The sequence below is a fragment of the Neglectibacter sp. CSJ-5 genome (assembly GCF_032490475.1).
In the GTDB taxonomy this organism is placed as follows: domain Bacteria; phylum Bacillota; class Clostridia; order Oscillospirales; family Acutalibacteraceae; genus Hominenteromicrobium; species Hominenteromicrobium mulieris.
The window spans coordinates 412,789-427,468 of sequence record NZ_JAVYJC010000001.1; the positions used below are offsets into that span (position 1 = coordinate 412,789).

The 14,680-nt window shown below is 50.5% G+C and carries 16 protein-coding genes; 15 read left to right on the forward strand and 1 reads right to left on the reverse strand.

Annotated elements, in window-relative coordinates:
- Positions 1–478 precede the first annotated feature (478 nt).
- The 11 genes from R2K26_RS01905 (at position 479) to R2K26_RS01955 (ending at position 9,679) form a co-directional block, all read left to right on the forward strand.
- Positions 479–1,222: a hypothetical protein gene (locus tag R2K26_RS01905; protein WP_316518480.1), complete on the forward strand. Its 744-nt coding sequence runs from the start codon at positions 479–481 to the stop codon at positions 1,220–1,222.
- On the forward strand, positions 1,149–2,027 hold the full coding sequence (locus R2K26_RS01910) for an agmatine deiminase family protein (RefSeq protein ID WP_316518481.1): 879 nt from the start codon (positions 1,149–1,151) through the stop codon (positions 2,025–2,027). The genes R2K26_RS01905 and R2K26_RS01910 overlap by 74 nt, the downstream gene beginning before the upstream one ends.
- Before the next feature lie 310 nt (positions 2,028–2,337).
- Positions 2,338–2,916, forward strand: coding sequence for a TetR/AcrR family transcriptional regulator (locus R2K26_RS01915; protein WP_316518482.1), 579 nt, complete (start codon positions 2,338–2,340; stop codon positions 2,914–2,916).
- 76 nt (positions 2,917–2,992) lie between these two features.
- Positions 2,993–3,607 (forward strand): class I SAM-dependent methyltransferase, encoded by a 615-nt coding sequence (locus tag R2K26_RS01920; RefSeq protein WP_316518483.1) that lies wholly within the window; start codon positions 2,993–2,995, stop codon positions 3,605–3,607.
- A 4-nt stretch (positions 3,608–3,611) separates the two neighbouring features.
- Complete coding sequence (locus R2K26_RS01925; protein ID WP_316518484.1) at positions 3,612–4,217, forward strand: class I SAM-dependent methyltransferase; 606 nt, start codon at positions 3,612–3,614, stop codon at positions 4,215–4,217.
- 12 nt (positions 4,218–4,229) lie between these two features.
- Positions 4,230–4,571, forward strand: a complete 342-nt coding sequence (locus R2K26_RS01930; protein WP_316518485.1) for a hypothetical protein — start codon at positions 4,230–4,232, stop codon at positions 4,569–4,571.
- A 167-nt stretch (positions 4,572–4,738) separates the two neighbouring features.
- Complete coding sequence (locus tag R2K26_RS01935; RefSeq protein WP_316518486.1) at positions 4,739–5,176, forward strand: GNAT family N-acetyltransferase; 438 nt, start codon at positions 4,739–4,741, stop codon at positions 5,174–5,176.
- 210 nt (positions 5,177–5,386) lie between these two features.
- Positions 5,387–5,827, forward strand: a complete 441-nt coding sequence (locus R2K26_RS01940; protein ID WP_316518487.1) for a LytTR family DNA-binding domain-containing protein — start codon at positions 5,387–5,389, stop codon at positions 5,825–5,827.
- 10 nt (positions 5,828–5,837) lie between these two features.
- Entirely contained in the window at positions 5,838–6,302 is a 465-nt protein-coding gene (locus R2K26_RS01945; RefSeq protein ID WP_316518488.1) for a DUF3021 domain-containing protein, read from the forward strand.
- A gap of 220 nt (positions 6,303–6,522) precedes the next feature.
- On the forward strand, positions 6,523–8,382 hold the full coding sequence (locus R2K26_RS01950) for a hypothetical protein (protein WP_316518489.1): 1,860 nt from the start codon (positions 6,523–6,525) through the stop codon (positions 8,380–8,382).
- Positions 8,383–8,392: 10 nt separating this feature from the next.
- Entirely contained in the window at positions 8,393–9,679 is a 1,287-nt protein-coding gene (locus tag R2K26_RS01955; RefSeq protein WP_316518490.1) for a hypothetical protein, read from the forward strand.
- A gap of 59 nt (positions 9,680–9,738) precedes the next feature.
- On the opposite strand, the gene R2K26_RS01960 is transcribed toward R2K26_RS01955, so the two are convergent.
- Complete coding sequence (locus R2K26_RS01960) at positions 9,739–11,475, reverse strand: helix-turn-helix transcriptional regulator (RefSeq protein ID WP_316518491.1); 1,737 nt, start codon at positions 11,473–11,475, stop codon at positions 9,739–9,741.
- A 176-nt stretch (positions 11,476–11,651) separates the two neighbouring features.
- On the opposite strand from R2K26_RS01960, the gene R2K26_RS01965 reads away from it, so the two are divergent.
- The 4 genes from R2K26_RS01965 to R2K26_RS01980 all read left to right on the forward strand — a co-directional run bounded on the left by R2K26_RS01965 (position 11,652) and on the right by R2K26_RS01980 (position 14,483).
- Positions 11,652–12,095 carry a hypothetical protein gene (locus R2K26_RS01965; protein WP_316518492.1) on the forward strand — a complete coding sequence of 148 codons (444 nt, stop codon included), beginning with the start codon at positions 11,652–11,654 and terminating at the stop codon, positions 12,093–12,095.
- A gap of 15 nt (positions 12,096–12,110) precedes the next feature.
- On the forward strand, positions 12,111–12,707 hold the full coding sequence (locus R2K26_RS01970; RefSeq protein WP_316518494.1) for a zinc ribbon domain-containing protein: 597 nt from the start codon (positions 12,111–12,113) through the stop codon (positions 12,705–12,707).
- A gap of 135 nt (positions 12,708–12,842) precedes the next feature.
- Positions 12,843–13,379, forward strand: coding sequence for a TIGR00730 family Rossman fold protein (locus R2K26_RS01975; RefSeq protein ID WP_316518890.1), 537 nt, complete (start codon positions 12,843–12,845; stop codon positions 13,377–13,379).
- 93 nt (positions 13,380–13,472) lie between these two features.
- The gene (locus R2K26_RS01980; protein WP_316518495.1) at positions 13,473–14,483 is read left to right on the forward strand and encodes a WYL domain-containing protein; all 1,011 of its coding nucleotides are present in this window, start codon (positions 13,473–13,475) and stop codon (positions 14,481–14,483) included.
- Positions 14,484–14,680: the final 197 nt, after the last annotated feature.

Genomic DNA, 14,680 nt, shown 5'->3' on the forward strand with positions numbered 1-14,680 from the left:
GCGCTTTTTTGTTGCCCGGAAGCGGCAACCAGCGGCTTTTGGATGGTTGGCGGTAGGATACCGCCGCCAAAACAAAGCCGTTCATATCGAAAGAAAACGCCCAAAATCGGCCCGAAACTATACAGCGGGAAACGGTTTTGGGCGTTTCTGCGTTTCGGGAGCAAATCGGCATTCGGCAGCGAAAAGGAGGTGTCCGCTATGCCCCGTATGCCGAAATACCTCAAGAGAGAATGGGCGTTCTTTCTTGATATACTCGCTCGAATTCATCTGGTGACATAAAGTCGCAATGCTTATGTGTATTTGAAATTTCTCATTTTGGCTTGTACTATTTATATTCTAGCACCAACTGTTGGCGAAGATACCGTTTCCGAGTCTGGTCCAATTGTGATTCTAAGGATTTGGAATTGATCTTTTTTATTAAGTGTGCTATAATAAAATCGGTATCCAAGTAAAATATATTATGAAAGATTGAATTGTAATGAAGAATCTAAAATGCCAAATACGCAATCTTGAAAATATTACAGTTTCTAACGAAGACTACGCTGCTGTTGAAAGAGAGCTGCAGCTTCTGGGGAAAAAACTACTAACTGAGTATGTCATTAAAATCGGAAACATAGAGGTTGAGCCTTTATGGGTAGAAGCATATTATTCAAACATATCAAAGAAATTTTCGGATCCATTTATTCATGGAAAAGAGGAACAAAGCAAATTTTGTGTTTTATATTTTCATCATAACACAGATGATTCCAGAAGTGGTGTAGATATTTGCCTTTCTTTATGCGACGAGGATAAGAATAAAAGCAAATATTACCTATCGTATTTACTCAAATACACTTTAGTGAATGGTGAGTTTACAACACAATCGCAATTAAGCGCTAAGATTCGAAAAGCATATAATTCACTATCTGAATCAGATAAAAGCTGTATTCTTTTTAATAAGACTTTTAATGCAACAAACACGAATGACATTGTGGGATATACTGCACGAATCGGACTTAAAGCAACAGATTCTGATCCAGAGACAGAGAAAATTAAAAAATCTTATATATCATTAAGGTTGGCTATAGCCAAAAATTTCGACAAATCATATCCTTGCGAAAAAAGGCTTCCTAAATTAGAAAGTCTTGCTGATAACTATCTTTCAACCCATGAGTCGGGCAACAAAGAAAATTGGTACATCGATCATTTCGGGTATTGTCCCCAAAAGTATAAAGGTAAATAATATGCTCTACTTTTCATCACTTCTAAAAACCATTCCCGAATACGCTGCGTCGGCGGGAAATCTGTTTACCGCTTTATCAAAATGCGGTGAAGAATATACTTTTTTCGACGGTGCGAAGGATATATGGGCAAAGGATTATATGCCGGTCAAAACAGGGAGCAGCAAATACATATCCTTTCGCTATGAGCCCTGTTATTTAAAAGGCGATCCCCAACTAAAAACCGACTTCAAAAACGATGTCGCGCCAAAGCTCAGTTTGCCCGTAATATACTCGAACATCAATCTTGACGGCGGGAATATTGTGTTTTCTCCGTCAAAAGAAAAGGCAATCATTTCCGACAGGGTGTTCTCCGAAAATCCGGAATACGAAAAATCCGTGCTTATATCCGAGCTCGAAAACCGGCTTGAGGCCGAAATCATCATTATTCCGTCGCTTAAAAGCGATATGACCGGTCATGCGGACGGCGTTGTGCGGTTTGTAGACGAAAAAACGGTGATTGGCAACGCAACGCCATGTAAGAATGGTTATGAGCAAAGGGTTAAAGCGGCTTTGAGAAAAAGCGGGATTTTGGCTATCGATTTTCCGTATTTTGAGTCTTACGGCATAAGTGCCGTCGGCAGTTATCTTAATTTTCTTGAAACGCAAAAGCATATTTTCCTGCCCGTTTTCGGCGTCTCTGAGGATGAAAGCGCAATAAAGGCAGCAAAATGTATTTTTGCTAAAGAGATAATCGCCGTAAATATAAACGATATTGCACAGGATGGAGGCGTTTTAAATTGCATAAGCTGGGAAACGACAGTATGACTGCAAATGACAAAAGAAACGAAATCAAGGCGGTACTTACGGCAAGGCGAAACCTTTACAATGCCGGTGTTGCACTTTTGGAGTGCGACAATGTATATGCATCGAACATAAAATTTGCACTTGAAAGGCTCACCTTTTCAAGTTATACCGTTCCTTTTGTAGGTGCGGGAGCGGTTAAAAAGCAAATTGACGAAACCAATATAATGCTTTATTAGCGATTTTTTCTCTACACCCATTGCAAACCAGAAAAAAGCGCGGTATAATATGACCGGAAGAACCGAAATGGTCATATTTCAGGGAGGGTGCGACCTTGGCTTTTACCGACTATGAAACAGAACAACTTCACAAGGCGCTGCTGAAGGAAACAAGACATTGCGCTGTCACGCTGGGGATGAAGAAAACCTCAGTGGATCAACTGACAAAGGCTGTCGGTATCGCAAAAGGCTCATTTTATAAATTCTTCGAATCCAAGGAGATGGCCTTCTTTGCGGTTCTGGAAAGTATCCACTCCGAGCTTTACGGGGTGGCTGACCAGGCGTTGCACAGAAATGGCGGCCTGCCAACATCGGAGCGCGCGGCAGAGGCGGTTCTGGCCGTCTGCCGGCGGCTGTCCGATACCGGCGACATGGTTTTCATTGAAAACGATGCGAAGCTGCTTTTGCAGAGACTGCCGGATGACATCAAAAAGGAACATTACCACGATGACGAGACGCACATTCGTCTGCTTCTGGAAAAATATGGCCTTGTTCCTAAACGGGGGATTTCACTTGCCGCCGCGACAGTACGCGGACTGATTCTGACCGTCTCACACAAGGAGCAAATAGGAGGACTGTACCCGCAGGTGCTGGAAACGCTGGTGTACGGTGCTTGCAGGGAGCTATTTGAATAAGCCGAAAGGCCGCAGAGATGCGGCTTTTCCAAGGCGCAACGGTTAGCGACATCTAACATTGAAAGGAATGATAGCGATGCAGGAACACAAGAATTTCTGGGACAAAAATGCCGGTCGCTACGACCGCTTTATGCGAAAGGATCGGGCGGCGTATGACGAGATGTATGAGCTGATCCGGCCGGTCGTAAAAGCCAAGACGGTGTTGGAGCTTGCTACCGGCACGGGACTGATCGCAAAGCACATCGTGAACGCGGCGGCACACATCGAGGCGACGGACGCATCTGCGGAGATGATTGCTGAGGCAAAGCGAGATACCCGCTCTGCCAAGCTGCACTTCTCCGTGCAGGATATGTTCCGCCTGCCCTATGCGGATAAGTCCTTTGATGTGGTGATCGTGTCCAACGCGCTGCATATCGTGCCGCAGCCGGAGAAAGCCCTTGCCGAGATCCGCCGGGTGCTGAAGGACGACGGTGTGCTCATCGCGCCCACCTTCACCCATGCGGGAAACTCGTTTTCCGGCAAGGTCAGGGCATTTTTTATGAGGATGGCAGGCTTCCCTCTCCGCAGCAAGTGGACGAGCGCGGAATACCTGCGCTTCCTACGGCAAAACGGCTGGACGGTGCGGAAAAGCGCTGTTCTGAAGGCATCCTTCCCGCTGACCTATGCGGAATGTGTGAAATCGGAGGTGTGATAAGATGTCATTTTTTGAGAACACCAGAAAGCCTGTGGGGCTTGGCGGGAAAATCATGGTCGCCATGATGAACCTGGGGCACAGTCCTGTGGCACGGTGGGGACTTCGCTTTTTGGAGCTTACTCCGGATGCCAAGGTGCTGGACTGCGGCTGCGGCGGAGGGGCGAACATCAAGAGACTGCTGAAAAAATGCCCGCAGGGTATCGTGAAGGGCATCGACTATTCGCCCGTCAGTGTGGAGAAATCCAAAAAGGTCAACGAGGCCGCCATAGCGGAGGGCCGCTGCACCGTCCTGCAAGGCAGCGTGGCGGATATGATTTTCGCAGATGACTGGTTCGATGCGGTAACGGCCTTTGAAACCGTCTATTTCTGGCCCGATCTGCCGCAGTGCTTCCGGGAGGTTTACCGGGTGCTGAAGCCCGGCGGGACATTGCTCATCTGCAACGAAAGCAACGGCGATACGGACAAGGACAAGAAGTGGACGGAGATCATCGGCGGCATGACCATCTACAAGGACGCCGAGCTGAAGACGTATCTGGAGCAGGCGGGCTTTCACGATGTGCAGATACGCAAAAAGAAAAGCTGGCTCTGCATTACGGCGTGGAAATGAGGGGGCTAAATCATGAGTATCTTTGCATCTATCTTACGCAGCGTATACAAGCTCTCCGGCGCGAAAAAGGCGTTCGCCTTGCCGGAGGATGCACTGCGAAAGGAAATTGAAAAGCAAAACCGGCATCGTGGCGTTTTTACGCCCACCGACCGCAAGGCGCATTATGAAACGATCGCGGCGCACAACAACGCGCAGCCCGAGCCGCTGCCGCAGCCGAGACACATCGTCGTTGTATCCCCCGGTGAAGTGCCGTGGAACGATGCGGAAAAGGCGCGGATGCAGGCGCTCAATATTATGAACGAATTTTACGCCAAAGACACGAGCAATAAAATCAAGGCTGTATTCGTAATTTAATACCAGCCGAAGAAGAACTGCTGTCAAGTGATGGCAGTTCTTCTTTTTCGGCAAGTATTTAAGAAGTCATGAAGTCGTGAGTATAGTCGAAGTGGTAGAAAAATTCGTAAAGATGTGGTATAATACTTTTGATTAAAAACAATAAATGAGAATTTGTGGAGGTAAGTATGATAGTACCTGTAGATGAAACAAATCTTCTTCAAGCCGCAACCATCCATTCAATATCCTGGAAGGAATCGCATCGTGCATTTTGTACTCCTGATTTCATAGAAACACACACGCCAGATCGGCAACGGGAGTATTTGAGAAACAAGATGAACAACGGAACAAAGCTCTATATGCTTGTAGAAGAAAAACCAATAGGGGTTGTTTCTGTAACAAAGGGTTTAATAGAGGATCTTTATATTCTTCCAGATATGCAAAACATGGGTTATGGAACGAAATTGTTACTATACGCAGTAGGCCAATGTACGGATACCCCTACGCTGTGGATCCTTGAGAATAATATAAATGCTGAGAGACTCTATCGTCGAATAGGCTTTAAGGAGACAGGGAGAAAGAACGCAACAAATAAACTTGATGAGATTGAGTTCGCATTGACATAAATTCCAGTTTGTCGAACTGAATATAAGGATGATCCGTCTGCGGTATGGGAGCAACCTCATACCGCAGATACTTATCAGCCGCCCATACAGGCCAGTATGAGATTCTCGTAAAAAATACCACCTATGTTCTTAAAACAACCACCTATCGAGAATCGGTAGAAATCAGTTCTTGATTTTCCTATACTGTAACCGTAGCGAGGAGGTGAACCGATGCAAATTGAAATCAAGATAGACGAAAAATGCAAAGAGCCAAAAATCAGCGTGATGACGGACAAAATGACCGATGAAGTCAATGCAATCATAAAAAGACTGTCAGGCGAGCAACCGCAGGTCATTGCCGGCTTCAGGGAGGATGTGGTCGAGGTTCTGGAACCGTCTGAAATCTACCGTGTTTTTGCTGAATCAGGTAAGGTGTTTGCCGAGACAAATCACGGCGAGTATGCACTCCGCCTGAGGCTATACGAGGCGGAACAACGGCTTGACAGCAAGACTTTTGTCCGAATATCAAACTCGGATATTATCAATCTGAGAAAGGTCAAGAGCTTTGATTTGAGCTTTGCCGGGACAATTTGCATTACGCTTTCAAACGGTACGGTTACTTATGTATCACGGCGATCCGTCGCCAAAATCAAACAACTGTTAGGAATGTGAGGTGGCAGAAATGAAGAAAAAACTGATTGGACGAGGTGTAATTGGTTTCCCTGTTGGCATTGCAATCGGATATGTCATTACGGTGATTATCTCAATCTGCATTGGGGATGGCTTTTTCCATCCGGTCACTCCGGAGCTTGTGAATAAAATGGGGAGCGAATTAAATGCGGTTCTCATTCAAACCGGTCTGAGCGGAATAATGGGCACAGGCTTTGCAATGGCTTCGGTTATTTGGGAGATCGATTCGTGGAGTCTTGCAAAGCAAAGCGGGATTTACTTCGCAATTGCTTGCGTGATTATGTTCCCCATCTCTTATTTTGCCAACTGGATGCCCCATTCGACAGCTGGAATTCTGTCTTATGTAGGCATATTCGTAGCGATCTTCCTCGCTGCTTGGGCAACTCAGTATTCTGTGTGGAAAAGGAAGATTAAGAAAATGAACGAAGGCATTAAAGATAATAACGATATGAATTGATCCCACCGCTCTGCATTCTGCGCTTTGCTTGAACAATAGAATAAGCCACATACATAGCCGCTTGGTTTTCAAAAGAAATCAGGCGGCTATTTCTATTTTGAAGGAGGTGTTCGTTTCCGGATTTGTCACGGACAGGGCGGGAAAGCGGGTTCAAACGCGGCATACCTTTTCGTTATAATAGAACCAAAGAATAATTCTGTTGAGCAAAAGGGGGACGCGTATGAAAAATGGGAAACGGGCGGTAAGCTTTATTTTGGCGGTGGTGCTGTTGTGCACATCGTTTGCAGGATGCGGCATGGTGCAGCAGGACAAGGCGTATTTGGAGCAGGTGGCGGCGGCCGTGACGGAGACGCAGAGCATTTTAAAGGACGTGGAAGCTGCGGCGGACGAGCTTTCCGGGCAGAGCAGCATTGTGTATGAGAATTCTGTGAATGCAGAGGGCTTTGACGTGCTGGACGAGTATTATACTTTGTGTACGGAGAAACTAAACGCGCTTAACGACGCGGTGGGCGCGGTGCGGCAGCAGATGCAGAGCCTCGAGCGTTGCGACGCGCCGAAAACCGAAAAGGGCAAGGCTGTGGAAGCGGAGCAGAAGGCTTACTTTGAGGACGCACTTGAGGTGATCGGCGGCATTCAGGAGGCGCTGACATTTTACACGGCGCAGTATGACGCTTTGCAGCCGCTTGTAACGGCTACGGTCGGCGACCGCAGCGACGAGCAGGCGTACCTCATTTCCGTTTACGAGGCGGCGGGCAATGTGAAAACGGCACTCAGTACGTTGGACACGCCGGAGTGGCTCAATGATCTGTGGCCGAAATACGTTGCGAACCTTGATGTGATGACGAAATACATGGAATCGCGCTCGTGGGGCCTTGCATGGTCGGACGTTTTGAGACTGTATTCCGCAAACCAGCTTATCTCGCGCGTGGGCATTACCTCCGGGCAGCACGAGGAAACGATGTTCGATTTATACAGCCGCGAATATAACCACGCCGCGTTTTTGCTCGATGAGAACCTCGACGCGTATGCGGACGAGATTCTGGCGGCCTGCGAGGGAGGCAAAGATGTTGGCGCGTATGACGCGCAGGCGCCGATCGTGTTTTCGGACTACTCGACCGTTGAGGAGATTTTTCCGAATTTGTACCCCTCGATGGACTCGGCGATCAACCTGCTTTTATATACGGACAAGGGCTACACCGACGTGATGGTGACGGCGGAAATTGCGGGCTTTACGCAGAAATATGAGCAGAAAGTGACACTGACGCCGGAGATGACGTATTTGATGATCAAGCCGCCGGTGCTCACCGATATGCCCGACCTTTCAACGACGAAGGACACGCAGATGACGCTGCGTGTGGAAAACACGATCACGGGCGAGGCGATTATTCAGGAGACGAAGAACATTGAGCTGCACAGCGTATATGATTATAAAAATTACAGCGATGAATTCGGCATCATCCAGAACGACAACATCTTGGCGTGGATGACGCCGGAAACGGACGGCATTTTGCAGGTGCGCCGTAATGCGGTATCGTGGCTGGAGCAAAGCTTCGGCACGGAGTACGGTATGCTGCCGGGGTATCAGCCGGCGTACGGCTTTACGTCCGACCAAGGCGCGTACATCACGTATTATCAGGTGGCGGCGATACAGAGCGCTATCAGCAGCATGGGCGTACGCTACAACATGGGGCCGTATTCGTTCAGTGCGAGCCAGCGTGTTTTGATGCCCGACGCAGTTTTAGAGAACGGCTCCGGAATTTGCATCGAAACGGCGGTTTTAATGGCGAGCGTGCTGGAATCCGCAAGCATGCACGCGATGATTGTGTTCACGCCGGGACACGCGCAGACAGCGGTGGAAACGTGGAGCGGCTCCGGGCAATACTTCCTCATTGAGACGACGATGCTGCCGTTTACGGCGACGCAGGACGCGCTGCAGTCGCTCATTCAGCCGCTGAGCGCGGAGGAATGGGCGAACTACTTGTACAACAAAGAGCAGGAGGCGCAGCAATCCGGCGGCATGGTATATGTTGTGGACTGCGATTTGGCGCCGGTGCTGAACATTCAGGGATTAAACTACTGAGGAGACGAATATGACACGAGCGAAACGAATGACAGCGACTTTGTTGGCGCTTATAATGCTTTTGAATTTTGCGGGCTGCGGCGCGAAAAACGCGCTGTTTGACCGAGTGAGCGGTGCGGGAAAATTTGCGGCGGAAAGCTTGACGATTTACGAAGAAAAAGGAAGCTTTGCGGCGGAACCGAAAACGGTGCGGGACGCAAAGCAAGCGGAAGAAATTTTTGGCGCATTGAAAGATGTGACGCTCGGCGAAGTTGTAAAGACGGACGACAAATACACGCGGTATATTTTTACATTTGCGGACGCAAGCGGCAGCAAAATGAGCTTTACGCTGCGTGAGGACGGGTGTGTTGTATTAGGCGGCAAGACATATGATGCGCTCGGCACGGACACGGCGTTTGAGGCAGCGGGGATAGACCCGGACGAGGAGACGGCGGAATCAAAAACGGAAGCGTCCTCCGAAGCTTCAAATGCGCAGACGGAGCCTGAAGTGACGCCCGAGCCGGAAGTGACCGTGACCCCGGAGCCGACGGCGGAACCGACACCTGAAGCGACGTACACGTTGGTTGATTACGACGGCGGGGTGTTCACGATGCAGCTGCCGCAGGGGTGGCAGATTGTGACCGGCGGCGAATACGCGGGCTATTCCATCCGCGCGTGGGACCCGAATGACCCGGATGTGCAGATCTTCTATTACGGCGAGCTTGGCCCGTACTTTAAGAGTGCGGAAGCGAAGGCGCAGTATCAATCGATGAGCACGAGCAATGACCCGCTGACATATTTGCCGGTGCTGGAGGACCCGACGCTTGCGGGGTGCTTAAACGCGATGGACGATTACCAAGACGCTTACGACAGCATCATGCCCCAGAGCTTTGCATTTGCAAAAATTCAAAACATGACAGTTTTGAGCGAAACGCCCATTACGACGCCGCTTGCAAGCTACGCGGTTTCGGAAACTTCGATCTTAGCGAGCCTTACATCGGAAACAGGGGCGGCCTGCACGGGTATGTTTGAGGGCAGCATTTTAGACGCGGGCGGCTATGAAATCAACGGTGTGGACGTGACGCCTTCGCGCAGTGCCGCGAACATTTTCGGCATCATTGCGCCGGAGGGAAAATTTGAGACGGTGGCGCCGATCTTGATACAGTCTTTGACGAGCTTTACATTTACGGACGAGTACATTCAGGAAGCGATACGGCAAGGAAACATGCAGGCGGAAAACGCGGCCGAGGTTTCGCGCCGGAATAACGAAATGATGGAGCGTGTTGTGAATGATTTTTGCGAATATATTCGGCAATAAACGGCGATTAGCGCCGCGAACGTTGCAAAACTTTTAACCACCGTTGACGCGGGTGGCGGTTAATCCTCAACGTAAGGCAAGATCATGTTTTGGAAGGCGCTGAGCATTTTACTGTGGCGAATGACGAAATGGATGGCGGGGGCTTTGCTTTTGGACAGCATGACCCACTCGTTTTCGTGGATTTGAATTTGGATATTGCGGAACGCGGGTTTCTCCGCAAAACGGACGGTGTAGTTTAGGTGCTGTTCAGCGAATATTTTGGTGGCTTTAAGGTGCGCTGTGTATTCTTCATAGGTGTACGTGACGGTGTTTTCGATGAATGCATTTGAAAGCGAGAGCGTGAGGGGGCTTGCACGGAACGCTTCTTCGCTTACATGCGGGAGCTCGTCGATGACGGTGTTTGCAGTGAGAATTTGCTCGATATTTTCCGTTTGCTGTTTGAGTGCGGCGTTGATGCTTTCTGCGTCTGCTGCTGACAGGCCGCTGCGCTTTAGAATGCGTCCGAGCAGATCTTCCGGCATGGTATAAAGCGGCGGAGCGGAGAGAATGTTTTGCCGTGCGCCGACGGTGGCTGCGTCGTTTTTGAGGAATGCGCGGAACAGATCGGCCTGTGGGGATTTATAAATTTCCATTAAGGGCTGCGCTTTTTGCAGCAGGTGGTCTGCGATGCGGCGGCTGTGCTGCACCTCTTCACGGTTATTCGTGAAATGGTAACGGCCGTCTTTATGAAAGCCGTTTATGCACTCGCCGGTGAGCGCGGCGGCGCCGGAAACGTAATGAAAGTGGCAGTAGACGGTGTTCTGCACGCCTTTTAAGTAGTACGGCGAGACCTGCCCCGTCATGTAAATGGGGATCCAGCTCTCTAACCCGAGCATCATTTCTTCAAACGGGCGGTCTATGTTGTGGATTATATCGAGATGCAGTCCTTTTCGGAGCGCGACGGCGATGCCGAACATCCATTTTTTACCGAAGTCGAGATCTTCGGCCATATCGGCCATGGGCATATCGCTGCACATGAAAACGGGGGCGGCGGATTTGGAAAGCGCGGTCGCCTTGAAAAAATCGAGCTCGCCCTGCTTCATTTCCTCTATGCCGTAGTAATTGCGCGAGGCAGGGAGCCGGAACGGGAGCGACGGTACCTTAATCTCCCCAAAATGAATGGCTTCGATATATTCATTGAGGTCGAAGGTATCGAGATGCGCGAGAAATTTGGAGACGGACTCGGCATCGCGCTGCTTTGCGGCGCACAGCCACTCCATGAGGAGCGCAGTGTATTGCTCGGGCTTTGTAGGTTGTTCTGCGGGTGTACCGACGAGCGCGCAGAGGGCTTCTTTTTGGTCGTTTTTCAGGCACCGCCTTGTGACATAGCGGCAGACCTGCGTGATGAATTCCTCTGTGTTTGCGGGTTTTCTCTGTCCGGAGCAGACGCGGGAGAGGTAGGATGCGTCGAAATTCATGGCGCGGGAAAGCTCTGCGTAGCTGATGCCGAATGCGGTGAGCAGGTTTTTGAGGTTTTGAACGGCGCTGTCAAAATCGGATTTTTCGGTGTGCAGGGAAGCGCGGAGGGCGCAGAGAACTTCGCCCTCCGAAAAGCCGGGAGAATAATCGCTTTCGGCGGCGATGGCGCAGATGCCCTGTGCGAGCCGCAGAAGCTGTTCGCTGTCCCTGCCGGGTTCACGCTCGCCGGAGCGGTAGCGGCTGATGGCGGCATCCGATATGCCGGAGGCGGCGGAAAGCGTTTTGGCGGAGCAGCCGAGTGTTTCGATATATAAATTGAGACGGTCACAAAATTTCATGCGGGTTCCCTCCGTATGCTTGATTTAAGGCGATTATACCACGCTTCGACCGAAACCGCCATAAGCGAACGCATTGGGTTTTGACATTTTCCGGCGTGTCAATGACAAAACCGGGAAAACGCTTTTTTCGGTTACGATCGTTTGGTAGGATAGGGGATAGAAAAGGGGGCGGGAAAATGAAGCGATGCGGTTTTATTTTGCTGTGTGCGCTGGTCGTTTTGTGCGTGCTGCTTGCGAGCTGCGGAGGAAAGACGGCGGAAAGAAGCGAAGCCGGCGAGGTGTTTGCGTTTTGCGGCGGCGAAGCAGAAAATTTCGCAAAGACATTTGACGTGAATGAGATGAACTGCATGGAATATCGCTACACGATGGACACGCCCGTTTCCTGCCGCATCACGGACAAGGCGGCGATGCAAACGATTTTTGACGCACTTTGCGAGGTGAAAATCGGCGAAAGAACAGACATGCGTGCAACAGACAGCGAGCAGAGCTTGACGTTTGTGAAAACGGACGGCACAACGTGTGTGATACGGTTTGAGCAGCGGAACCTGCTGCATGAAGAAGACGCTTATCAACTGGGAAATGATGCGGCGCTTTGGAAGGCGCTGCGCGAAGCGAAATAGAAATGGGGGAACAACATGAAAGAGTCGAGAGTATTTGAGCTGAACCAAGTGACTGCAGAGCAGGTTTTGGAGGCTGTGACGACGTTTTTGCGCGGCGAAAAGGGCATGGAGGTGCAGAGCGTGGCGACGCCGAATGGGTACCTCATTCAGGCGGCACAGGCCGATACGCTGCGCACGCTTTCCGGCATGAAGCTGGCGACGACGGTGGAGCTTACGGTAAACGGCACGCAGCTCAATGTGACGCTCGGTGAGGGCCAGTGGGCGGACAAGCTGGGCGCGGGCGCCGTGGGGCTTTTTCTGCTGTGGCCGCTGGCGGTAACGGCGGGCATCGGCGCATATAAGCAGAAAAAGCTGCCGAGCGAGATTTTTGAGGTGGTGTATCGCTGCACGATGGGCGAGCCGACGAGCTTCCGGACGGCGGGCGTATCCGTAAATGCGGCGCCGACAGCTCCGGCGGGGGCAGTCTGTCCGCAGTGCGGGGCGCAGATCTTCGCAAACGCGAGGTTTTGCAGCGCTTGCGGCGCAAAGCTACAAACGGTGTGTCCGGGCTGCGGCGCGCCGGTGAAGCCGGGCAGTAAATTCTGCTCGGAATGCGGGCAGGCGCTCTCCTGACTTATATATCCCAAAACGGCGGCGTGGAGCTTAGGTAGCTTTGCGCCGCCGTTTTTTATGCACCGTGTGGAGTGAAGCGGTTGAAATCTTCGGCGAATTCTTGTATGATAAGGGAAAAGAAAGGCGGGGATGATGATGAATATCACGGTTTATCTCGGTGCGAACGCAGGCAATGACCCCAAGCTGCAAGAGGCGGTGGAGGCGCTCGGCAAGTGGATCGGCGAAAACGGGCATGACCTCATTTACGGCGGCTCAAAATGCGGACTAATGGGGGCGATCGCCGAAAGCGTGCTGCAAAACGGCGGCAAAGTGACCGGCGTGGAGCCGCAGTTTTTTGTGGACTCCGAGCTGCAGCACGACGGGCTGACGGAGCTTATTGTGACAAAGGACATGACGGACAGAAAGACGAAAATGATTGAGCTCGGCGACGCGTTTATCGCGTTCCCGGGCGGCACGGGCACGCTGGAGGAAATTGCGGAAGTGATGTCGAAGGTATCGCTGAAGCATTTAGACGCGCCGTGCATTCTTTATAATCTCAACGGATATTACGACGGGCTGAAGGCGCTTTTAGGGCACATGATTGAGATGGGGCTTTCGACCAAGAAGCGGCAAGAGGGTGTTTATTTTGCCGACACGTTAGAGGAGATCGAACGCATTTTATCGGAAAAGTGAGCGAAATAACGACACCTGTTTGCTGCCGGACTTGCATGGTGAGGATTCGTCCGCTATAATAAACGCAGAACGAGCGCAAAGGAGTGCTGCTTTATGGCAAAGACGAATAAGACACCGAAGGCGGAGGACAACGCCGAGCTGCGGACGATTTCGCTTTTGAAAATTCTGAACACATACAGCGACGAAAACCACGAGCTTTCTACAAAAAACATTATGGATAAGCTCCAAAAGGAATGCGGCGTTGCGGTGCACCGCACGACTGTCGGCAAGAACATCAAGCAGCTTGTGGACTGCGGCTTTGATATTTACACGCACAAGACGACGCAGAACCGCTATTACCTTGCGAGCCGCTTATTTGAGATGCCGGAATTGAAGCTGCTTGCAGACGCGGTGGAATCTGCGGGGTTCATCACCGAAAAGAAAAGCGAGGAGCTGATTGAAAAGCTTTGCCGGCTGACGAGCGTTTATGAGGCCGAGGCTTTGCAGGAGGGTTTTTGCGCGAACAACGGGAAATCCTGCAATGAGAGCATTTATTATATTGCGGACACGATCAACGCGGCTATTGCAAAGCGGAAGAAAATTGCGTTTTACTATTTTCATTACGGTCCGGGCAAGAACCGTGTGCTGAAAAACGACGGGAAGCCGTATGTTTTCAGCCCATATAAACTTGTATGGAATACAGATGAATATTACGTTGTGGGGTATTCCGACAAGCACGAAAAGCTTGTGAGCTTTCGAGTGGATCGTATTGACCGTTGCCCGGAGATTTTAGATGAGGACGCGGAGCCGCGGCCCGAAAAAGAGGTGTTAATGCGGCATATCCGCACGATGACAAGCATGTATGACAGCCGCCGCGAGCGCGTGACGCTTTTGTGTGACAACGCGATGATGAATGCGGTGGTGGACGCATTCGGCGAGAATGTGGAAACAAAGGCCTTTGGCGACGATGCGTTTACCGTGGAAACGGAGACGGCGGCAAGCCCTGTCTTTTACCGCTGGGTGTTCGGCTACGGTGGGAAAATCCGAATCACGGAGCCGGAAAACGTGAAAAAGGAGTATGCCGAAATGGTGAAAAGCGCGGCAGAGGGGCTTTTACTTTTGTGATCGTCTGAAAATTTTTACGCTATGGCTTGCGTTTGGCGCTCTGTTTTGGAGAAACGTGAATGAAAAACACGCCGGCTTCATGTATCCGCAAGTAAAATCAAGCAGAGTGCGCTTTTTTTGCGGTATACTGAACGGGAAGCAGGAAGGAAGCGGTGCGCATGTGTGTATGGTACAAAAGCATTCAAACGCTTGTGGAG

What these genes read in the sequence shown, in the direction of transcription:
- R2K26_RS01905 (WP_316518480.1), top strand. Translation starts at nt 479, where the DNA reads ATGAAGAATCTAAAATGCCAAATACGCAATCTTGAAAATATTACAGTT.
- R2K26_RS01910 (WP_316518481.1), top strand. Translation starts at nt 1,149, where the DNA reads ATGAGTCGGGCAACAAAGAAAATTGGTACATCGATCATTTCGGGTATT.
- R2K26_RS01920 (WP_316518483.1), top strand. Translation starts at nt 2,993, where the DNA reads ATGCAGGAACACAAGAATTTCTGGGACAAAAATGCCGGTCGCTACGAC.
- R2K26_RS01925 (WP_316518484.1), top strand. Translation starts at nt 3,612, where the DNA reads ATGTCATTTTTTGAGAACACCAGAAAGCCTGTGGGGCTTGGCGGGAAA.
- R2K26_RS01930 (WP_316518485.1), top strand. Translation starts at nt 4,230, where the DNA reads ATGAGTATCTTTGCATCTATCTTACGCAGCGTATACAAGCTCTCCGGC.
- R2K26_RS01935 (WP_316518486.1), top strand. Translation starts at nt 4,739, where the DNA reads ATGATAGTACCTGTAGATGAAACAAATCTTCTTCAAGCCGCAACCATC.
- R2K26_RS01940 (WP_316518487.1), top strand. Translation starts at nt 5,387, where the DNA reads ATGCAAATTGAAATCAAGATAGACGAAAAATGCAAAGAGCCAAAAATC.
- R2K26_RS01945 (WP_316518488.1), top strand. Translation starts at nt 5,838, where the DNA reads ATGAAGAAAAAACTGATTGGACGAGGTGTAATTGGTTTCCCTGTTGGC.
- R2K26_RS01950 (WP_316518489.1), top strand. Translation starts at nt 6,523, where the DNA reads ATGAAAAATGGGAAACGGGCGGTAAGCTTTATTTTGGCGGTGGTGCTG.
- R2K26_RS01955 (WP_316518490.1), top strand. Translation starts at nt 8,393, where the DNA reads ATGACACGAGCGAAACGAATGACAGCGACTTTGTTGGCGCTTATAATG.
- R2K26_RS01960 (WP_316518491.1), bottom strand. Translation starts at nt 11,475, where the DNA reads ATGAAATTTTGTGACCGTCTCAATTTATATATCGAAACACTCGGCTGC.
- R2K26_RS01965 (WP_316518492.1), top strand. Translation starts at nt 11,652, where the DNA reads ATGAAGCGATGCGGTTTTATTTTGCTGTGTGCGCTGGTCGTTTTGTGC.
- R2K26_RS01970 (WP_316518494.1), top strand. Translation starts at nt 12,111, where the DNA reads ATGAAAGAGTCGAGAGTATTTGAGCTGAACCAAGTGACTGCAGAGCAG.
- R2K26_RS01975 (WP_316518890.1), top strand. Translation starts at nt 12,843, where the DNA reads ATGAATATCACGGTTTATCTCGGTGCGAACGCAGGCAATGACCCCAAG.
- R2K26_RS01980 (WP_316518495.1), top strand. Translation starts at nt 13,473, where the DNA reads ATGGCAAAGACGAATAAGACACCGAAGGCGGAGGACAACGCCGAGCTG.